Annotated in this window: 19 protein-coding genes; 9 read left to right on the top strand and 10 right to left on the bottom strand. The window is 65.0% G+C overall.

What is annotated here, in order from left to right; all coding sequences use genetic code 11:
* The first annotated feature begins 12 nt into the window (after positions 1-12).
* Positions 13-1,083, top strand: a complete 1,071-nt coding sequence (locus tag AC5RT8_RS02885) for a quinone-dependent dihydroorotate dehydrogenase (RefSeq protein ID WP_494094189.1) — start codon at positions 13-15, stop codon at positions 1,081-1,083.
* Positions 1,084-1,177: 94 nt separating this feature from the next.
* On the opposite strand, the gene AC5RT8_RS02880 is transcribed toward AC5RT8_RS02885, so the two are convergent.
* On the bottom strand, positions 1,178-1,771 hold the full coding sequence (locus AC5RT8_RS02880) for a DUF3043 domain-containing protein (RefSeq protein ID WP_494094188.1): 594 nt from the start codon (positions 1,769-1,771) through the stop codon (positions 1,178-1,180).
* A 38-nt stretch (positions 1,772-1,809) separates the two neighbouring features.
* Between AC5RT8_RS02880 and AC5RT8_RS02875 the strand changes: the two genes are divergently transcribed.
* The 7 genes from AC5RT8_RS02875 (at position 1,810) to AC5RT8_RS02845 (ending at position 8,558) form a co-directional block, all read left to right on the top strand.
* A complete protein-coding gene (locus AC5RT8_RS02875; protein WP_494094187.1) occupies positions 1,810-3,225 on the top strand; it encodes a dipeptidase in 1,416 nt (471 codons plus the stop codon).
* Between the two features lie 159 nt (positions 3,226-3,384).
* Positions 3,385-3,759, top strand: a complete 375-nt coding sequence (locus AC5RT8_RS02870; RefSeq protein ID WP_494094186.1) for a HesB/IscA family protein — start codon at positions 3,385-3,387, stop codon at positions 3,757-3,759.
* A gap of 183 nt (positions 3,760-3,942) precedes the next feature.
* Positions 3,943-4,800, top strand: coding sequence for an aa3-type cytochrome oxidase subunit II (gene ctaC / locus AC5RT8_RS02865; protein WP_494094185.1), 858 nt, complete (start codon positions 3,943-3,945; stop codon positions 4,798-4,800).
* Between the two features lie 9 nt (positions 4,801-4,809).
* Entirely contained in the window at positions 4,810-6,534 is a 1,725-nt protein-coding gene (ctaD, locus tag AC5RT8_RS02860) for an aa3-type cytochrome oxidase subunit I (protein WP_494094184.1), read from the top strand.
* Complete coding sequence (locus AC5RT8_RS02855) at positions 6,534-6,935, top strand: cytochrome c oxidase subunit 4 (protein WP_494094183.1); 402 nt, start codon at positions 6,534-6,536, stop codon at positions 6,933-6,935. Before ctaD ends, AC5RT8_RS02855 begins: the two co-directional genes overlap by 1 nt.
* A 205-nt stretch (positions 6,936-7,140) precedes the next feature.
* On the top strand, positions 7,141-7,938 hold the full coding sequence (locus tag AC5RT8_RS02850; RefSeq protein WP_494094182.1) for a GntR family transcriptional regulator: 798 nt from the start codon (positions 7,141-7,143) through the stop codon (positions 7,936-7,938).
* A gap of 62 nt (positions 7,939-8,000) precedes the next feature.
* Complete coding sequence (locus AC5RT8_RS02845; RefSeq protein WP_494094181.1) at positions 8,001-8,558, top strand: hypothetical protein; 558 nt, start codon at positions 8,001-8,003, stop codon at positions 8,556-8,558.
* 114 nt (positions 8,559-8,672) lie between these two features.
* On the opposite strand, the gene qcrB is transcribed toward AC5RT8_RS02845, so the two are convergent.
* From qcrB to ctaE, 4 genes are all read right to left on the bottom strand, one after another.
* On the bottom strand, positions 8,673-10,358 hold the full coding sequence (gene qcrB / locus AC5RT8_RS02840) for a cytochrome bc1 complex cytochrome b subunit (RefSeq protein ID WP_494094180.1): 1,686 nt from the start codon (positions 10,356-10,358) through the stop codon (positions 8,673-8,675).
* A gap of 2 nt (positions 10,359-10,360) precedes the next feature.
* Positions 10,361-11,392, bottom strand: a complete 1,032-nt coding sequence (gene qcrA, locus AC5RT8_RS02835; RefSeq protein ID WP_494094179.1) for a cytochrome bc1 complex Rieske iron-sulfur subunit — start codon at positions 11,390-11,392, stop codon at positions 10,361-10,363.
* An 85-nt stretch (positions 11,393-11,477) separates the two neighbouring features.
* The gene (gene qcrC / locus AC5RT8_RS02830) at positions 11,478-12,278 is read right to left on the bottom strand and encodes a cytochrome bc1 complex diheme cytochrome c subunit (protein WP_494094178.1); all 801 of its coding nucleotides are present in this window, start codon (positions 12,276-12,278) and stop codon (positions 11,478-11,480) included.
* A gap of 81 nt (positions 12,279-12,359) precedes the next feature.
* A complete protein-coding gene (gene ctaE / locus AC5RT8_RS02825; protein ID WP_494094177.1) occupies positions 12,360-12,998 on the bottom strand; it encodes an aa3-type cytochrome oxidase subunit III in 639 nt (212 codons plus the stop codon).
* A 159-nt stretch (positions 12,999-13,157) separates the two neighbouring features.
* Between ctaE and trpD the strand changes: the two genes are divergently transcribed.
* Entirely contained in the window at positions 13,158-14,204 is a 1,047-nt protein-coding gene (gene trpD, locus AC5RT8_RS02820) for an anthranilate phosphoribosyltransferase (protein WP_494094176.1), read from the top strand.
* Between the two features lie 26 nt (positions 14,205-14,230).
* On the opposite strand, the gene AC5RT8_RS02815 is transcribed toward trpD, so the two are convergent.
* From AC5RT8_RS02815 to AC5RT8_RS02795, 5 genes are read right to left on the bottom strand one after another with little or no spacing between them, the layout of a single operon-like run.
* Complete coding sequence (locus AC5RT8_RS02815) at positions 14,231-14,512, bottom strand: Lrp/AsnC family transcriptional regulator (RefSeq protein WP_494094175.1); 282 nt, start codon at positions 14,510-14,512, stop codon at positions 14,231-14,233.
* 46 nt (positions 14,513-14,558) lie between these two features.
* Complete coding sequence (locus AC5RT8_RS02810) at positions 14,559-14,966, bottom strand: DUF3054 domain-containing protein (protein ID WP_494094174.1); 408 nt, start codon at positions 14,964-14,966, stop codon at positions 14,559-14,561.
* Positions 14,963-15,568, bottom strand: coding sequence for a TetR/AcrR family transcriptional regulator (locus AC5RT8_RS02805; RefSeq protein ID WP_494094173.1), 606 nt, complete (start codon positions 15,566-15,568; stop codon positions 14,963-14,965). The genes AC5RT8_RS02810 and AC5RT8_RS02805 overlap by 4 nt, the downstream gene beginning before the upstream one ends.
* Positions 15,569-15,595: 27 nt before the next feature.
* Positions 15,596-16,297: an ABC transporter ATP-binding protein gene (locus tag AC5RT8_RS02800; protein WP_494094172.1), complete on the bottom strand. Its 702-nt coding sequence runs from the start codon at positions 16,295-16,297 to the stop codon at positions 15,596-15,598.
* A complete protein-coding gene (locus tag AC5RT8_RS02795) occupies positions 16,294-17,439 on the bottom strand; it encodes an ABC transporter permease (protein WP_494094171.1) in 1,146 nt (381 codons plus the stop codon). The genes AC5RT8_RS02800 and AC5RT8_RS02795 overlap by 4 nt, the downstream gene beginning before the upstream one ends.
* Between the last annotated feature and the right edge of the window lie 17 nt (positions 17,440-17,456).

The following is a 17,456-nucleotide window of genomic DNA, read 5'->3' as shown; positions in this document are numbered from 1 at the left end:
AATCTTTGGATCATGCGCATATACCCCACCTTTTTCCGGATTGTTTTCTCCGGCATGGACCCGGAACTGGCACACCGGATCGGTTTTGTCCTGATCCGGGCAGCTGCCCGGACCCCTGCCGGGCCGGTGCTGCGCCGGCTGATGCGTCCCGCGCCGGTCCTGCGGACCGAAGCCCTGGGCCTGTCCTTCCCGTCGCCGTTCGGCCTTGCCGCGGGTTTCGACAAGGAGGGCTCCGGGGTCCCTGCGTTGAGCAACCTGGGCTTCGGCCACATAGAGGTGGGAACCGTCACGGCACAGGCGCAGCCGGGAAACCCGAAGCCCCGCCTGTTCCGCCTGGTGGAAGACCGCGCGGTCATTAACCGCATGGGCTTCAACAACGACGGCGCCGCCGCCGTCGCGCCCCGGCTGGCGAGGGCGCGGAAGGTCCTGGACAGAACCTTCGGTACGCCGCGCCCGGTCATCGGCGTGAACATCGGCAAGACGAAAACCGTGGACCTGGCCGACGCCGTGGAGGACTACCTGGCCAGTGCACGGACCCTGGCGCCGCAGGCGGACTACCTGGCGGTGAATGTGAGCTCCCCCAACACGCCGGGGCTGCGGCTGCTGCAGGACATCTCCACGCTGCGACCGCTTTTGGCCCGGGTAGGCAGCGCCGCGGACGAGGCCGCCGGGCGGCACGTTCCGCTGCTGGTCAAGATTGCCCCGGACCTCAGCGACGCGGACATTGACGACGTCGCTGAGCTGGCCCGGTCCCTGCGGCTGGACGGGGTGATCGCCACCAACACGACCGTGACCCGGGAAAACCTGGTGACGGACCCGGAGCGGGTCATAGCCTGCGGTGTCGGGGGACTCAGCGGCGCTCCGTTGAAGAAGCGGTCGCTGGAGGTGCTGCGCCGGCTCCGCACCGGGCTGGGGGAGGACGGCCCGGCCATCATTTCCGTAGGGGGAGTGGAAACGGCTGCCGATGTGCAGGAGCGCCTCGACGCCGGCGCTGTCCTGGTGCAGGGGTACACCGCGTTCCTGTATGAGGGTCCGTTCTGGGCGGCACGGATCAACCGGGGCCTGGCCCGCTCCCGCCGGTGACGCGCCGTTAACAGCGGAAGGGCCGCCTGGTAGGCGGCCCTTCCTTTTATTGGTGCGGAAGTTTACTTATTGGTGCAAAAGTTTACGGAATCCGTCAGGAGGGGTACTGGCCGTGGCGGACCTGCGGCTTCGGCAGGCGGAAGCGGCGCAGCTGCAGGGACCGGCTGATCCCGTACCAGACATCACCGGGATTGGGCCCGCCGAACTTCGCCGTCAGGCGCTTCCGGATCTGCCGGCGCAGGATAAAGCTGTCCGCGATGACCAAAAGAATGAGGACCCAGAACGCGGCCATCACAATCAGCTGCACGTCGATGTTCTGGATGAAGCTGAACAGGACAAAGACGAGGGCCGCAATCATGATGAATTCGCCGAGGTTCCAGCGGGCATCAACAATGTCGCGGACAAACCGGCGGTTGGGGCCCTTGTCCCGGAGGGGAAGGTAACGCTCTTCGCCGGTGTCCAGGGCGCGGCGGGTCTTCAGCCGCTCCTCCCGGAGTGCGTCGCGGTTGGCGGCCTTTGCTGCCTTCCGGTCGTCGGGCACCAGCGGGCGGCGGCGGGCGGCTACCTGGTCCTTGCGGCGGGGCGTCGGGGCACCCTTGCCCACCCGTACGTCGGCTGCCTGGTCAGCGGCAGCTGCCTGGTCCACAGTTTCCTGCGCGGTGGGCGCTTCTTTCTTTCGTCCGAACACATCCCAAGGATACCGTGAATGATTGTAGGGTTTTGGCTATGACTTCCAACCCCACCCCAGACGCAACTCCCTCATCCGCGGACGTCCATGAGGACGCCCTGCGCGCCAGCGTGGCCGCGGATTTCCCGCGGACCGTCGAGCAGCTCAAATCCCTCGTCACCATCCCGGGCATCGCGTGGGACTCCTTTGATCCGGAGCACCTCAACCGCAGCGCCGCCGCCGTCGCCGACCTGGTCCGGGAGGCCGGCATCGACGATGTGCAGGTGCTGCGGGTGGATAACAACGGCACCCCCGGCGGCCCCGCCGTCGTCGCCCGCCGTCCCGCCCGGCCCGGCGCCCCGACCGTGCTGCTGTACGCCCACCACGACGTCCAGCCGCCGGGGGACCCGGACCTGTGGGAATCCGACCCCTTCACCGCCGAAGAACGCAACGGCCGGCTGTACGGCCGCGGGGCGGCAGATGACAAGGCCGGCATCATGGCGCACATCGGCGCCCTGCGGGCCCTGGAGGAGGTGCTGGGGGAGGAGTCCGGCGTCGGCGTCACCCTGTTCATAGAAGGTGAGGAGGAAGCCGGATCCCCGACGTTCCGCACCTTCCTGGAGACCTACCAGGACCTGCTCCGCGCCGACGTCATCGTGGTTGCCGACTCGGGCAACTGGAAGGTCGGCGTGCCGGCGCTGACCACCAGCCTGCGCGGCCTGGTCGACGGCACGGTGGAGGTCCAGGTCCTGGACCACGCCGTGCACTCGGGCATGTTCGGCGGACCGGTGCTGGACGCCCCCACCCTGCTGGCCCGACTGATCTCCACCTTCCACGACGACGCCGGTGACGTCGCCATCGCCGGCCTCGTCTCGTCCGACGACGCCGCCGTGGAGTATCCCGAAGCGGACTTCCGTGCCGATTCGTCCCTGCTCGACGGCGTCCGGCTGGCCGGAACCGGTTCCATCGCCTCCCGGCTGTGGACCAAGCCCGCGCTCTCGATCATCGGCATCGACGTACCCACCGTGGCAATGTCCTCCAACACCATCCAGCCGAAGGCCCGTGCAAAGTTCAGCCTCCGCCTGGCCCCGGGTCAGAGCCCGGAGGCAGCCATGGCAGCTATCGAGGCACACGTGCAGGCCAACGCCCCGTTTGGCGCCAAGGTCACCTTCACGCCGGGGGAGCAGGGCAACGCGTTTGCCACGGACACCAGCGCCAGCGCGGCGCGTACCGCCCTGTGGGCGCTCGAGCGGGCCTGGGGCGTGCAGCCGGTGGAGTCCGGCATGGGCGGATCCATCCCGTTCATTTCGGATCTAGTGGAACTGTTCCCGAACGCGCAGATCCTGATCACCGGCGTCGAGGATCCGGATTCGCGCGCCCACAGCGCCAACGAGTCACTGGATCTGGGTGACTTCCGGAACGCCATCCTCGCCGAAGCCCTGCTCCTGGCACGCCTGGGAGCATCGGCGGGCTAGGAAACCGGCACGGGCAGGTGCCGGGCGGGAATTCTTTGGGGCCCGGCACCTGTTAGATCGTTGGGGGTCAGCAGACGTACCATTGAGACACTGGTCCGGCCCGCGGCAGGCGAATCGAGGCATGCACGCGGAAAGACCAGCTGAGGAAAGAGAGAAACTATGAGCGTTTCCACCAGCGAAAACATGACCGCTGCGGCCGAACTGCCCGTACATGAAGTACTGCTGTCGGATGTAGCCGCACAGAAGGTCCGCAGCCTGCTGGAGCAGGAAGGCCGCACCGACCTCCGCCTCCGCGTGGCCGTCCAGCCCGGGGGCTGCTCGGGACTCATCTACCAGCTCTACTTCGACGAGCGGGTCCTCGACGGCGACGCCGTCCGTGACTTCGACGGCGTCGAGGTCATTGTGGACAAGATGAGCGTGCCGTACCTGTCCGGAGCATCGATCGACTTCGAGGACACCATCTCGAAGCAGGGGTTCACCATCGACAACCCCAACGCCGGCGGCTCCTGTGCCTGTGGAGATTCCTTCCACTAGGACCAAAGGCTGCGGCGGCCCGTAATAGGAGCATTTAAACGCCCGGCGCGGCGGCGATCTGTCACTGGATCGCCGCGCGTACGGGTAAGCTCTACACGTAGTAGTAAAACTAATGTCCGTACGAGGGAACTTTTTTGTCCCGTTACGGACAGCACTTGCACGCAACAAGAGGAAGGGCCGTCTGTGAGTTCGCAGGACCGAACCAGCAGCCGACGCGCCAGGATCTTAAAGATCTCAGCCGTAACGTCGGCCGGCGCGTTGTTTTTATCGGGGTGTTCATCAGAGGCTCAAACGGGCTGGTTGCCGTCGGACCGCGACACCACTAACCACACCGGCCGGATCATTGACCTGTGGGTCAACTCGTGGATTGCCGCCCTGGCGGTTGGCATCCTCACCTGGGCATTGATCCTGTGGTGCATGGTTGCCTACCGCCGCCGCAAGAACGAGACCGGGTACCCCCGCCAGCTCAGCTACAACCTGCCGCTGGAAATCTTCTACACGGCCGTTCCGCTGTTCATGGTCCTGGTGTTGTTCTACTTCACCAACCAGGACATCAAGGCGATCAACGCAACCAGTGATGACCCGGACCGGGTCATCATTGACGTGCGCGCCAAGCAGTGGTCCTGGGACTTCAACTATGTCAATGAGGACAAGTACTACCAGGGCACGCAGGTCAACCTCGACGGCACCGAAGTCTCGGCCGACGAGTTCCCGACCCTGGTGCTCCCTGTGGACCAGACCATTGAGCTGCAGCTGAACACCCGCGACGTTCAGCACTCCTTCTGGGTGCCTGCCTTCCTGCAGAAGATGGATATCTACCCCGGCCGCACCAACGTGATCACCCTCGAAACCGGCAAGACCGGCACCTTCGACGGCAAGTGCGCCGAACTCTGCGGTGAATACCACTCAGAAATGCTCTTCAACGTCGAGGTAGTAACCGAAGACGAGTATGACCAGTACGTAGCCGGGCTGCCCAGCGGCCAGGTCGACGGGGAATACGACCGCCAGTACAGCTCAGAATCAAGCGAAGTTAGGAGGTAGGAGGACGCTATGACTACTCTCGAATACACTTCGGAAGATTCCGGCACCAGGGTTGCACCCCGCGTAGTACCCGTCTCCAAGGGACGTATCGTCGTCAACTGGATCACCTCCACTGACCACAAGACGATCGGGTACATGTACCTGATTGCCTCATTTATTTTCTTCTGCCTCGCAGGCGTGATGGCCCTGGTCATCCGTGCGGAGCTGTTTGAACCGGGTATGCAGATCCTGCAGACCAAGGACCAGTACAACCAGCTGTTCACGATGCACGGCACCGTGATGCTGCTGATGTTCGCAACCCCGCTGTTCTCGGGTTTCGCCAACGTCATCATGCCCCTGCAGATCGGCGCACCCGACGTTGCCTTCCCGCGGCTGAACGCCCTCGCGTTCTGGTTCTTCCTCTTCGGCAGCACCATTGCCGTGGCCGGCTTCATCACCCCGCAGGGCGCTGCGTCCTTCGGCTGGTTCGCCTACACCCCGCTGTCCAGCACCACGTTCTCACCGGGCGTGGGCGGTGACCTCTGGGTCTTCGGCCTGGCACTGTCGGGCTTCGGCACCATCCTCGGTGCCGTCAACTTCATCACCACCATCATCTGCATGCGTGCCCCGGGCATGACCATGTGGCGCATGCCGATCTTCACCTGGAACACCCTGGTCACGGCCATCCTGGTCCTGATGGCGTTCCCGCCGCTGGCCGCAGCACTCTTCGCCCTGGGCGCGGACCGCCGCTTCGGCGCACACATCTTCGATCCTGAGCGCGGCGGTGCCATCCTGTGGCAGCACCTGTTCTGGTTCTTCGGCCACCCCGAGGTCTACATCATCGCGCTGCCGTTCTTCGGCATCGTGTCCGAGATCTTCCCGGTCTTCAGCCGCAAGCCGATCTTCGGCTACAAGGGCCTGGTCTACGCGACCATCGCCATCGCCGCCCTGTCCGTCACGGTGTGGGCTCACCACATGTACGTGACCGGCGCCGTCATGCTGCCGTTCTTCGCCTTCATGACCATGCTGATCGCGGTGCCTACCGGCGTGAAGTTCTTCAACTGGATCGGCACCATGTGGCGGGGGTCCATTACCTTCGAAACCCCCATGCTGTGGAGCATCGGCTTCCTCATTACGTTCCTCTTCGGCGGCCTGACCGGCATCATCCTGTCCTCCCCGCCGCTGGACTTCCACGTCTCGGATACGTACTTCGTGGTTGCCCACTTCCACTACGTCATCTTCGGTACCGTCGTGTTCGCCATGTTCGCCGGCTTCTACTTCTGGTGGCCCAAGTGGACGGGCAAGATGCTCAACGAACGCCTGGGCAAGATCCACTTCTGGCTCCTGTTCATCGGCTTCCACGGCACCTTCCTCATTCAGCACTGGCTGGGTGTCCTGGGCATGCCGCGCCGCTACGCGGACTACCTGGTGGAGGACAACTTCACCGCGATGAACCAGTTCTCCACCATCGCCTCCTTCGTCCTGGGCGCCTCGATGATCCCGTTCTTCTGGAACGTGTACATCACCTGGCGTCACGGCAAGAAGGTTGAAGTGGATGATCCCTGGGGCTTCGGCGGATCGCTGGAATGGGCAACCTCCTGCCCGCCGCCGCGCCACAACTTCACCTCGCTGCCCCGTATCCGTTCGGAGCGTCCGGCACTGGACCTGCACCACCCCGAGCTGCAGCAGCACGTCACTGACGATTCCGCCGCGGCAAAGGTATTCGGCCCCGGCGACCGGAAGGAAAAAGTCTAATGAAGGTTGAGACTAAGCTCTTCGCTTACATGGCGCCGTTCTTCGTCGCCGTCGGCGTGGTGTATGGCTACCTGGTGGAGTGGACGGAGCCCGTCGGGTACCTGGCGCTGTTCCTGACCGGCGGCATGTCCGGCATGATCGCCTACTACATCGGCTTCACCGGCAAGCGGGTCGGCCCCCGTCCCGAGGACCGTCTGGACGCCGAGATCCACGAAGGCTCCGGCGAGCAGGGCTTCTTCAGCCCGTGGAGCTGGTGGCCGCTGCTGCTGGGCGCCTCCGCCGCCATCGGCTTCCTGGGCATGGCCGTGGGCTGGTGGGTTCTGTACATCGGAGCCGGCCTGGCCGTCATCGCACTGGTTGGCTGGGTCTTCGAATACAGCCGCGGTAACCACGCCCACTAGGGCTGGGACAAAGCACAACATATGGAAGGGCCCGCAGGAGACTGCGGGTCCTTCCTTTTGCGTTAACTCCCGGTGTGGCAGGGGGTGCCGGGGGAGGGTCCGGCAGGGATACCGGTATTCTTAGACGGCAGCAGTTTTCCCAGCCGAAGGGGCGGAGTTCAAGTATGCGCAGTTACGGTCCGTCCGTCCGTTCGGGGAACCGCCGATGAGCAATCACCGCCTGCGGCTGCTGACGGAGGGCATCGACCCCGGCGCGGGAGTGGCCAAGCATGTACAGCTCCAGGGCATCCTGCGGCGGTTCGTCGAGACCCATGCCGGGGCGGGGGAAATCATTCCTTCCGAGCGGGAGCTATCGGAACACTTTGCGGTGGCCCGCATGACGATCCGCCAGGCCGTGGATGCCCTGGTGTCCGACGGTGTCCTGGAGCGCGTTGTCGGGCTCGGCACTTTCGTTGCACGCCCCAAGATGGACCTGCAGGTGCAGCTGACCTCATACTCCGAGGAAATGCACCGCCGCGGCATGGTTCCGGACGCGCACGTCCTGAGCTTCGAACAGATCGGCGCCTCGCAGCTCGTGGCCCGCGAACTCCAGATGGAACCGGGCCAGCCGGTCATCCGGTTCCGCAGGCAGCTGCTGGCCGACGGTGAGCCGATGAGCGTGGATGAGAACTTTATCCCGGCGCACTACGTGCCGGGAATCCTCGAGGAGCAGCCGCCGACGTCGTTATACAACGTACTCAGTGAACGCTACGGCCTGGTCATGGAGTGGGGAGAGGACACCATTGAGGCTACTGCCGCGTCCGCATCCATTGCCCGGCTGCTCAACGTCGAGCTTGGCGCACCGGTGCTCAAGATCCAGCGTCACGCCTATGTATCCCGGGCGATGGTGGACTACTCCGTGTCCTACTACCGCGCGGACCGCTACAAGCTCTGGGTGCCGCTCCAGCGGCCCGGAATACGTACTCCCCGTTCATACCACCCGCGCAGGCACCCGAACGCCTGACGGCCCCCGTCAGGGGCTCCGGCCCACACTCCACCCCCATAGCAGGAAGAGGAACACCAACCATGGTTACCATTCGGATGTACAAGCGCGACGATGCGGGGGTACTACACTTCCGGGAGGCACTCTACGACGAGGATGACGGGCAGCTGATGCTGACGTCCGGGCCGGTAGGGCACGAGGGCTCAGCGAAGGTCCAGGATGTCGCTCCGGAGGATGCCGAGAACCTGCTGCATGCCTTCGCTGTTGCCTCCCAGGAGGATGGCTACGGTGAGATCGAGCCCGAGGACCAGCACTGGGTCATCGTCCAGTATGCCCTCAAGACGGCTGCGGGGACCGAGCGGGACCGCTACCTTGAACACAAGGCCACCCAGGCCATCTCCTCGTATTTCCTCTGGCGGGGACTGGGGGAGGTCGACCACACCGAGTTCGCGCCCCGGAAGCTGAACATTTACTGCCTGGTCCCGGATGTGAACAAAGCCGTGGCCGGACTGAAGGTTGTCCTGCGCGATCCGCTGCTGGACTTCACCAAGCTCACCATAGGATCGGCGCCGGCGGCACAGCCCGGTGCACTGAAGCAGCGTTATCCGCTCCCGGCCAAGCGCCCGTTTACCCTCGCCTGACCGACCCCGGGGCAGGGCATGCTCCCGAGAGGTGCATGCCCTGCCCCGGACAAAAGCAGAGGGCCCGACCGGATACATACATCCGGTCGGGCCCTCTTTGCGTAGCTTTACGGGCTAGCGCTGTTCAATCGATGCCTGGTCGTCGGCCTTGGCTTCGACCTCGGCAGGTGACTCGTGGTGATGCGCATTCTCGAGTTCCGACGGCGTCACGGGTGCAACGCGGTCCTCGAAGAAGAAGCGGGACAGCTTCGCGCGGCGCTTCTCCTTGCCCGAGACCTTGCCGTTGGCGTCCGGCTGGGCCGGGATCGCCTTGTACGAGTCAAAGTCCACCAGGCGGTAGCGCTTGTACTCGTCCAGCGGCTCGTGGACCTCGATGTACTCACCGTGGGGGAGACGGACAATGCGTCCGCTCTCCACACCGTGGAGGACAATCTCGCGGTCCTTGCGCTGCAGCGCCAGGGCGATGCGGCGGGCAATGACGAAGCCCAGGATCGGACCGGCGAAGAACAGGACCCGCAGCCAGTACGTCACGTCGTTCAGCGACACATCGAAGTGCGTGGCGATGAGGTCGGAGCTGGCGGCAGCCCACATGACGCAGTAGAACACGACGCCGGCAACACCGACGCCCGTACGGAACGGTGCGTTGCGCGGACGGTCCAGCAGGTTGTGGGAGCGCTTGTCCTTGGTGAGCCAGGCTTCGATCCACGGCCAGGTGAAGAGCAGCGTGAAGACCAGCCCGGCCGGGCCGAGGGCCGGCAGCAGCACGTTCAGGGACAGGGTGTTGTCGCCCCACGGGAACGGGATGACCCACTCCAGCGGGAACGCCCCGATGAACCCGGGCATCAGGCGCAGGGCGCCGTCAACCCAGCCGATGTACCAGTCGGGCTGGGTACCGGCGGACACGGGGGAGGGATCGTAGGGACCGTAGTTCCAGATCGGGTTGATGGTGAAGAGTCCGGCGATGATCGCGATCACGCCGAAGACGATGAAGAAGAAGCCGCCGGCCTTGGCCGCGTAGACCGGGCCGACCGGGTAACCGACAACGTTGTTGTTGGTCCGTCCGGGGCCGCGGAACTGCGTGTGCTTGTGGATGACCACCATGAACAGGTGGATGGCGATCATCAGCAGGATCAGCGCCGGAACCAGGAGGATGTGCAGCATGTACAGGCGGCCGATGATCGCGGTTCCGGGGAATTCACCGCCGAACAGGAAGAAGCTGATGTACGTACCGACCACGGGGACCGACTTGATGACGCCGTCGATGATGCGCAGGCCGTTGCCGGAGAGCAGGTCATCGGGGAGGGAGTAACCGGTGAAGCCGGCAGCCAGGGACAGAATCAGCAGGACGCCGCCCACCACCCAGTTGAGTTCGCGCGGCTTGCGGAAGGCGCCGGTGAAGAACACGCGGAGCATGTGTACCGACACGGCTGCTACGAACAGCAGTGCCGACCAGTGGTGTACCTGGCGCATGAAGAGGCCGCCGCGGACATCGAAGGAGATGTTCAGGGAGGACTCGTAGGCCACGGACATTTCGACGCCGCGCAGCGGAACGTAGCTGCCTTCGTAATGCGTTTCCGCCATGGACGGATCGAAGAAGAAGGTCAGGAAGGTGCCGGTCATCAGGAGGATGACGAAGCAGTACAGTGCAACTTCGCCGAACATGAAGGACCAGTGGTCGGGGAAGACCTTGCGGCCGAACTCCTTGACCATGGCGGAACCGCTGACCCGGGAGTCAACGAAGTTCGTGATGCGGCCCAGACGGGTTTTCGCCTCGTAAGGGGTGGCGGAGGGAACACTCATGGTTAGCCACGCTCCCAGTAGCTCGGTCCGACAGGTTCTTGGAAGTCACTCTTGGCGACGAGGTAACCCTCGGCGTCAACCTCGATCGGCAGCTGCGGCAGCGCGTGGCCGGCCGGGCCGAAGATGACCTTGCATTCCTGCGTCACGTCGAAGGTCGACTGGTGGCACGGGCACAGCAGGTGGTGCGTCTGCTGCTCGTAAAGGGCCACCGGGCAGCCGACGTGGGTGCAGATCTTGGAGTAGGCGACAATGCCGTCCACTGCCCAGTCCTCGCGGCCGGGGGAGGGGTTCAGATCCTCGGGGTTCAGGCGCATCAGAAGGACTACAGCCTTGGCCTTTTCCTCGAGCTTGTGCTCGGGGAGGTCGTTCAGGCCGTCGGGGATGACATGGAAGGCCGAACCCAGGGTGACATCCGAGGCCTTGATGGCGGTACCGCTGGGGTCGCGGACCAGCCGCGTGCCGGCTTCCCACATGGTGTGGCGGAGGGTGTCGCCCGGGAGGGGACCCAGGTCACGGAAGACGGCGATGGCCGGCAGCGGGGCCAGGACCATGGCGCCGAGGAGCGTGTTGCGGATCAGGGGACGGCGCTTGATGCCCGTTTCCTCAATGATGTCCCCAACCATCTTCTCGGCAATGACACGGTCCTCTTCGGGACGGATCTCGTGGCGCTCTTCCGTGATTTCGTGGTCCGGCATAAGCGTCTTCGCCCAGTGGACAATGCCGACGCCGATGCCCAGCATGGCGAAGGCGGTGCCGATTCCCAGGAGGATGTTCTGCAGCCGCAGTTCAGCGATGCTGGCATCGTCCAGGTGGATGCTGAAGTATCCGATGAAAAATACGATGGTGCCGATGATCGACACGATGAACAGGCTCGCCACCTGCCGCTCTGCCCGCTTTTCGGCGCGGGGATGTGTGTCGGCTAGACGAGGGCGGTGCGGGGGAAGTCCCGGATTCTGGAACTTCTCCTCATCTCCCTGGCCAGCCGTAGCGACGGTGCCCGAGGTGTTCGGACTGCCGTGACTATGGTCGCCCATGATCCCCCTCATCCTTCTGTGAAAACTGCATTTATAGACCTATATGTAACTGTGATGTCACCCGTGGAGGTGAGCGCGGCTGTGGTTAGGAAGACCGGGAGGTCAACCAGATGGTGAAAGCGATGATGATTCCCAGACCAGCGGTCCAGATGAACAGGCCCTCGGATACCGGACCCAGCGAGCCCAGCTGGGCTCCACCGGGGGAACCGCTGGTTTCGATGTCCTTCAGGAACGTGATGATGTCCTGCTTGTCCTCGGGCGTGATGTTGGTGTCGTTGAAGACGGGCATGTTCTGCGGGCCGGTGACCATGGCCTCGTAGATGTGCTTCTCGCTGACGCCGTCAAGGCTCGGGGCGAACTTGCCGCGGGTCAATGCACCGCCGGCAGCTGCGGCGTTGTGGCACATGGCGCAGTTCACGCGGAACAGCTCGCCGCCGTTGGCGGATGCCTCTTCGTCGGAGGTATCGGCCTCGAGGTATTCGGAATCCGGAACCGAAGGACCGGCACCGAGGCTGGAAACGTAGGCAGCCAGCTCAGCGGTCTGGTCTTCGTCGAACTGAACCGGCTTCTCCTGGGCCTGCGGGCCCTGCATGGCCATCGGCATGCGGCCGGTGCCAACCTGGAAGTCGACGGATGCTGCGCCGACGCCCACCAGCGAAGGACCGTTCTCCGTGCCGCTGGCTTCAATGCCGTGGCACGTTGCACAGTTGGCGACGAAGAGCTTCTCGCCCTCGCTGACGTCTTCGGCAGTGTACGTGGTGGTAGCCGCCTGGGCCTGGTTGGCCCCGTTGGCTACGGCATAGAGACCACCCGTAACGAGGAGTCCCAACAGCAGCAGCGCGACTGCTGCGAGGGGATGACGCCGCCTTTGCGATAGTGCCTTCACTTCGTAGTTCCTAACTTATGTGGTCTTTGGGAAACAGGTGCCACTTTGAAGTATTTCGTGGGGTGCGGTCCTCAAGCAGTGTTACTTGAGGAAGTAGATGATGACGAACAGGGCAATCCAGACCACATCAACGAAGTGCCAGTAGTACGAGGTTACGATCGCCGAAGTAGCTTCGAAATGTCCGAAGCGCTTGGCGGCGTAGGCACGGCCGATGATGAAGAGGAACGCGATCAGGCCGCCGGCCACGTGCAGGCCGTGGAAGCCGGTGGTGAGGTAGAACGCGGAACCGTATGAGTTCGACGAGAGGGAGACGCCTTCCGAGACGAGCATGGCGTATTCGTAGGCCTGTACGGAGACGAAAATCGCCCCAAGTACGAAGGTCAGCAGGAACCACTCAGTCATGCCCCAGCGGGAAAGCTTCAGGAGCCCTCCGGTGCGGCGTGGCTGAAGGCGCTCTGCGGCGAAGACGCCGGCCTGGCAGGTGAAGGAACTGGAAACAAGGATCACCGTGTTCACGAAGGCGAACGGGACGTTCAGCTTGTCGGCCTCCATGGCCCACAGATCGCTCGAGGTCGAGCGAAGGGTGAAGTACATGGCGAAGAGAGCGGCAAAGAACATGAGTTCGCTGGAGAGCCACACCACGGTTCCTACGGAAACCATATTGGGGCGGTTCAGCGTGGGGTGAGCCGGGGTACTGGGGGCATGGGTCGCTGTTGTCACATAGACATTATGGCGGTAAAACCGCCCAGTTCTCCAACAGATCGCGGCCTACGGCGCGTCCGAACCCGGCCCCGCTGGCCCCGATCCCTGTATTGGCGCGGAATTGGGCCCCGAGAAAGAAATCGGCATTTTCTACGAAACGTAGATAACCTAGGGTGTGTGACTACGATTCCGAGTTCCGGCGACACCTGGCCAAGCCTGATTACTGAGCTGATCGGGGGCAGGAATCTCTCCACCGAACAGACGCGCTGGGCAATGGCAACCATCATGGCCGGCAACGCCACCGACTCCCAGATTGCCGGTTTCCTGGTGGCCCTGCGAGCCAAGGGTGAAACCGTCGACGAACTCACCGGGCTTGTGGAAGCGATGGTCGCTAACGCCCGTCCCATCGACATCCCGGGGGAGACCCTCGACATCGTCGGCACGGGAGGGGACCGCCACAACACGGTGAACATTTCCTCCATGGCCGCCCTCGTGTGCGCCGGGGCAGGCGCGAAGGTCGTCAAGCACGGTAACCGTGCGGCGTCGTCGGCCTCCGGTTCGGCGGACGTCATTGAGGCGCTGGGAGTCCGGTTGGACCTGTCCGTGGAGCGCGTGGCGCAGGCAGCCGTCGAGGCAGGAATCACCTTCTGCTTTGCGCAGGTCTTCCACCCGTCGATGCGGTTCGCCGCCGTGCCCCGGAGGGAGATGGGCGTAGCCACTGCCTTCAACTTCATGGGACCGCTCACGAATCCGTCCCGCCCCAGCGCGTCCGCCATTGGTGTGGCCGATGCGCGGCTGGCTCCGCTGATGGCCGGCGTGCTTGCCCGGCGCGGCGTCCGCGCGCTGGTGTTCCGCGGGGAAGACGGGCTGGACGAGATGACGACCACCGGCGTCTCCACCGTCTGGGAAGTCCGTAACGGTGCCGTGGAGGAGTCCGTCGTGGATCCCCTGGACATCGGCATCAGCCGGGCCACGCTGGCGGATCTGCGGGGCGGTGACGCCGCCGCGAACGCAGCGGTGGTGCGCAGCGTACTCGCGGGGGACAAGGGCCCCGTGCGGGACGCCGTCGTGCTGAACGCGGCGGCGGCCCTGGTGGCACTGGACCGAACGGCGGACGGTCCGCTGACCGAGCGGCTCTCCCGGGGACTGGTCCGGGCCTGCGACTCCATCGACAGCGGTGCGGCCCAGGCGGCACTGGACCGCTGGGTGGCTGTCACGCAGTAGGCGGCCCGGCAGAGACCTGGCGGCGCCTAGTTGTCGAAGCCGAGGGAGAACGCCGCGTCGAGGTCGTGCCGGGAGTAGGCACGGAACGCAATCTGCGTGGTGGTTCCGATCACCCCTTCCACCTTGGACAGGCGGTTGGCAATGGCGTCGGCGAGGTCCTCGTGGCGCTGGACGCGTGCAATGGCGATCAGGTCACAATCGCCGGTGACGGAGTAGACCTCGCTGATGCCGTCGATTTCGGAGATTTCCTCCGCACATTCCGGGATCCTTGCGGCATCGGTCTGGATGAGGACAAAAGCGGTGATCATGGGGAGGCCTTTCCTGCGGCGGTCTGTACTGGTGCTCTCTTCGAGCCTAGCGGACGCTCCGGGAGCGAAGGCGGGCGGCGCCACGCCACAGCAGGCGCTGGCCCAGCAGGAAGACCCCGAGTACGGCGAAGGTGACGAGCATGAAGCTGACGGCGGTGCCGCCGCCGGCCAGCGCGCGGAGGCCCAGGCCGACGGCTGCGGTGGTGAGCCAGATGGCGACGCCGGCCGGCCAGAGCCGGGCGGGCCGCTGCCAGGCGCGCACCGCACCCCAGGCCAGCAGGCAGGCCAGGAGGAACGGGAGTGCCGTCACGAGGATGCCGGGCAATCCCAGCCCGTGTTCGTGGTTCTGCCGGCCCAGGGCCGCGAAGAGGATGATCAGGGCCAGGTCCGAGGCGAGGACCCAGGGCCAGGTCCGGACGGCAGCGGCGGAAGGGCGGGTGGTCGTGTCTGTCATGGCGTGCCTTCCGGGGCGGGGGTGGTTCTGTTTTCGCGGACGTAGGGGCCGAGGAGCCCGCGGACCCTATCCTCCACCGTCTGCCGCGCGGCGCCGGATTCCAGCAGGCGGGTGGACGAGTGGACAATCGCATTGATGAGTTCGGCCGTTACCTGCGGGTCCGGCGCGCCCAGCAGCGTCAGCGTGTCCACCAGGGGAGTCTGCAGCTGCCGGTGCATCATGGCGCTCTGGTTGGTGAGTTCCTCTCCCGGCGCGACGGCGGCGAGGGCGTTGCCCACCGCGTGCTCACCCTCCGCCACCAGCGCGATGTTGGTCAGCACATAGGCCATGATGCGGTCTGCCGGTTCCGGCTCGGCGTCCATTGCTTCCCGGACCCGCTGGGTCCAGCGGGGAAAGACATCCAGCACCAGGGCGTGGAGGAGGTCCTGGCGGGACTTGTAGTACTGGTAGGCGCTGGGCCGAGCCAGGCCCGCCAGCGCGGCCACCTCGGCCATGCTGGGGGCCTCGCCGGTCCGGGCCAGGAGGGTGCGTGCCGCGTCCAGCAGCGCCCGCTGCTGTGCCGCCCGGTGTTCGGCCACCGTGGGGGCAGTAATTCGGGGCACCCTTGGGCCCTCCTGTTCTTGCTTTTGCTAGCTTGAGAGGCGTCCGTCCACCATTTCGACGACGCGGTCGCAGTGGTGCAGGACGTCGTGATCGTGCGTCACCATAACTGTAGCAACGCCGCGTTCATGGGTTTCCCTGGCGAGCAGGGCAACCACCTCCTGGCTGCGGGCCCGGTCCAGTGCTGCGGTGGGCTCATCCACGAGCAGCAGCGACGGCCGGTTCACCAGTGAACGCGCAATCCCCACGCGCTGGCGCTCACCTCCGGAAAGCTGGTCGGGCCGGCTCCGTGCCTTATGCTCCATGCCCACGGCCGCCAGGAGTTCCAGCGGGTCGAGAGGATCCCGGGTGCCCGCCAGTTTCTGCATGAGGCGCAGCTGCTCAGCCGAAGTCAATGCCGGAATCAGGTTCCCGGACTGGAACACGAATCCGATCTCCTTGAGCCGGAAGCGGGCCCGGGCCGCCTTGCCCAAGGTGCCCAGGTCCACTCCGTTGACCTCGACGGATCCGGAGTCGGGGGTGGTGAGGGCACCGGCGACAGCCAGCAGGCTGGACTTTCCGGCGCCGGACGGGCCAACGACGGCGACCATCTCGCCCGGGCGGACGGTCAGGGACACATTGTCCAGGGCCTGCACCGTACTGTCTCCGTCGCCCAGGGCGAGGTTGGCGGACGTGACCAGCAATCCGCCGGTCCGCGTGCGGGGGGTGCGTTGTTCGGTGTCGGTGCTCATCTCTGTCCTCCGAGGGCTGCCAGGGGGTCTACGCGGGAAATCCTTACGATGGCCAGGGCCGCACCTGCCAAGCCCAGCACAATCGTCAGGGCAGTGGCCGTCAGGATGGGTGCGGCTTCGAGGGCGAACGGCATGGCCGTACCGCTCAGTCCGGCACCCAGGGCCAGTCCGGCGAGAATCCCTGCAATGGTTGAGGTGACCAGGATGATGGCCGCCTGTAGCAGGCCGTCGCGCAGCAGGTAGCCGGTCGAGGCACCGACGGCGCGGAGCACCGCGAGTTCATGCTTGCGCTGGATGGTCCAGACGGTGAAGAACGCCCCGACCACCAGGGCGCAGATGGCGTACAGGAACACCTGGATCATTTCCAGGGTCATTGTTTCGGCGGAGTAGCCGGGGGAGGCGTTGAAGGACTCGGCCAGGGTTGACGTGACCGTTCCGGCCGCCTCGTCACCGGCGGCGAAATCAATGTCGGAATCGCCGGCTGCCTTCAGGGCAACGGTGCTGGCGGTGGTGAAGCCGGAACCGGAGACAGCGTCCTCCGTCGGTGTCCCGGGGGCGCTCTGTCCGCCGGCCAGGTACTGCCAGGTGTCCAGCGGCAGGTAAGCGACGTCGACATGGCCGAAAGTGGCCTGCTCGTCGGTGTAGCCCACCACCGTCAGTTCGACGCCGATGCGCTCGAGGGTGACCACGTCACCGATCTCCAGGCCCTCGTCTGCTGCGGTGGAGGAAACCACTATCTCCTCGGGTGCGGAAATGCCGCGGCCCTCGCCGACCGTTGGCGCCAGGAAGGAATCGGTGTCGATCCCGAACAGGGCCAGGTCAACCTGGGTGCCGTTGCCGGTGGTGCCGTTCATCATGGCGGTGCCCATCAGGGCGGATTCCTCGACGCCGGGCTGTTCGGCCCAGACCTCGGCCTGGTGTTCGTCGACAACACTGCGGGAGAAGGCGTTGTCGGTTTTGGTGCCTTCGTTGAAGGCGAAGGCGGTGGCCGGCATGGCCTTCAGGCCGGACACGCCGTCGTTGACGAGCCCGGAGGACAGGCCGGAAAGCAGGACCATGAGGACGGCGATCAGGGCGACGACGCCGCCCATCAATCCGAACCTGGCCCGGGCAAAGCGCAACTCGCGCAGCGCTAGGAACATCGGAACCCCTTGAGTGA

This window comes from Arthrobacter sp. Ms25 (genome assembly GCF_059090365.1).
The sequence above is the reverse complement of the archived record's forward strand: the minus strand, read 5'-3'. Positions and strand labels throughout refer to the sequence as shown.

Bases quoted from the DNA above. Each gene is read 5' to 3' on its own strand.
- AC5RT8_RS02795 (WP_494094171.1), bottom strand. From the start codon at position 17,439: ATGTTCCTAGCGCTGCGCGAGTTGCGCTTTGCCCGGGCCAGGTTCGGA.
- qcrB (WP_494094180.1), bottom strand. From the start codon at position 10,358: ATGAGTGTTCCCTCCGCCACCCCTTACGAGGCGAAAACCCGTCTGGGC.
- AC5RT8_RS02850 (WP_494094182.1), top strand. From the start codon at position 7,141: ATGAGCAATCACCGCCTGCGGCTGCTGACGGAGGGCATCGACCCCGGC.
- AC5RT8_RS02845 (WP_494094181.1), top strand. From the start codon at position 8,001: ATGGTTACCATTCGGATGTACAAGCGCGACGATGCGGGGGTACTACAC.
- AC5RT8_RS02815 (WP_494094175.1), bottom strand. From the start codon at position 14,512: ATGATCACCGCTTTTGTCCTCATCCAGACCGATGCCGCAAGGATCCCG.
- qcrA (WP_494094179.1), bottom strand. From the start codon at position 11,392: ATGGGCGACCATAGTCACGGCAGTCCGAACACCTCGGGCACCGTCGCT.
- AC5RT8_RS02800 (WP_494094172.1), bottom strand. From the start codon at position 16,297: ATGAGCACCGACACCGAACAACGCACCCCCCGCACGCGGACCGGCGGA.
- AC5RT8_RS02885 (WP_494094189.1), top strand. From the start codon at position 13: ATGCGCATATACCCCACCTTTTTCCGGATTGTTTTCTCCGGCATGGAC.
- ctaD (WP_494094184.1), top strand. From the start codon at position 4,810: ATGACTACTCTCGAATACACTTCGGAAGATTCCGGCACCAGGGTTGCA.
- AC5RT8_RS02875 (WP_494094187.1), top strand. From the start codon at position 1,810: ATGACTTCCAACCCCACCCCAGACGCAACTCCCTCATCCGCGGACGTC.
- AC5RT8_RS02810 (WP_494094174.1), bottom strand. From the start codon at position 14,966: ATGACAGACACGACCACCCGCCCTTCCGCCGCTGCCGTCCGGACCTGG.
- AC5RT8_RS02870 (WP_494094186.1), top strand. From the start codon at position 3,385: ATGAGCGTTTCCACCAGCGAAAACATGACCGCTGCGGCCGAACTGCCC.
- AC5RT8_RS02855 (WP_494094183.1), top strand. From the start codon at position 6,534: ATGAAGGTTGAGACTAAGCTCTTCGCTTACATGGCGCCGTTCTTCGTC.